Annotated in this window: 1 rRNA gene; it reads left to right on the plus strand. The window is 41.3% G+C overall.

Annotated features, from left to right (window positions below):
- Positions 1-83 (plus strand): 16S ribosomal RNA (locus tag CYK47_RS15350); the annotation flags it as partial.
- Positions 84-303: the final 220 nt, after the last annotated feature.

A 303-nucleotide genomic window follows, 5' to 3' on the forward strand; every position in this document is an offset into this window, starting at 1 on the left:
CGCTTACCACGGTGTGGCCGATGACTGGGGTGAAGTCGTAACAAGGTAGCCGTAGGGGAACCTGCGGCTGGATCACCTCCTTAACGAAAGATTGGCGACCGGTAAGAATCCACAACAAGTTGTTCTTTGTAATAAGTCTCTTGATAGATTAGAGAGCTTAGTAAGTTTATGCTTATTAATCTCTGTGATTTATCACAGCATCTAGACCTGACGAAGGCTAGAGAAATCATTAACAGATTATATTTGAGTTGAAATAAATTGTTCATACTCGTTGAAATCAAGGCAAGCAATTGCTGAGAAATC

This window comes from Acinetobacter sp. B51(2017), assembly GCF_003711395.1.
In the GTDB taxonomy this organism is placed as follows: Bacteria; Pseudomonadota; Gammaproteobacteria; order Pseudomonadales; family Moraxellaceae; genus Acinetobacter.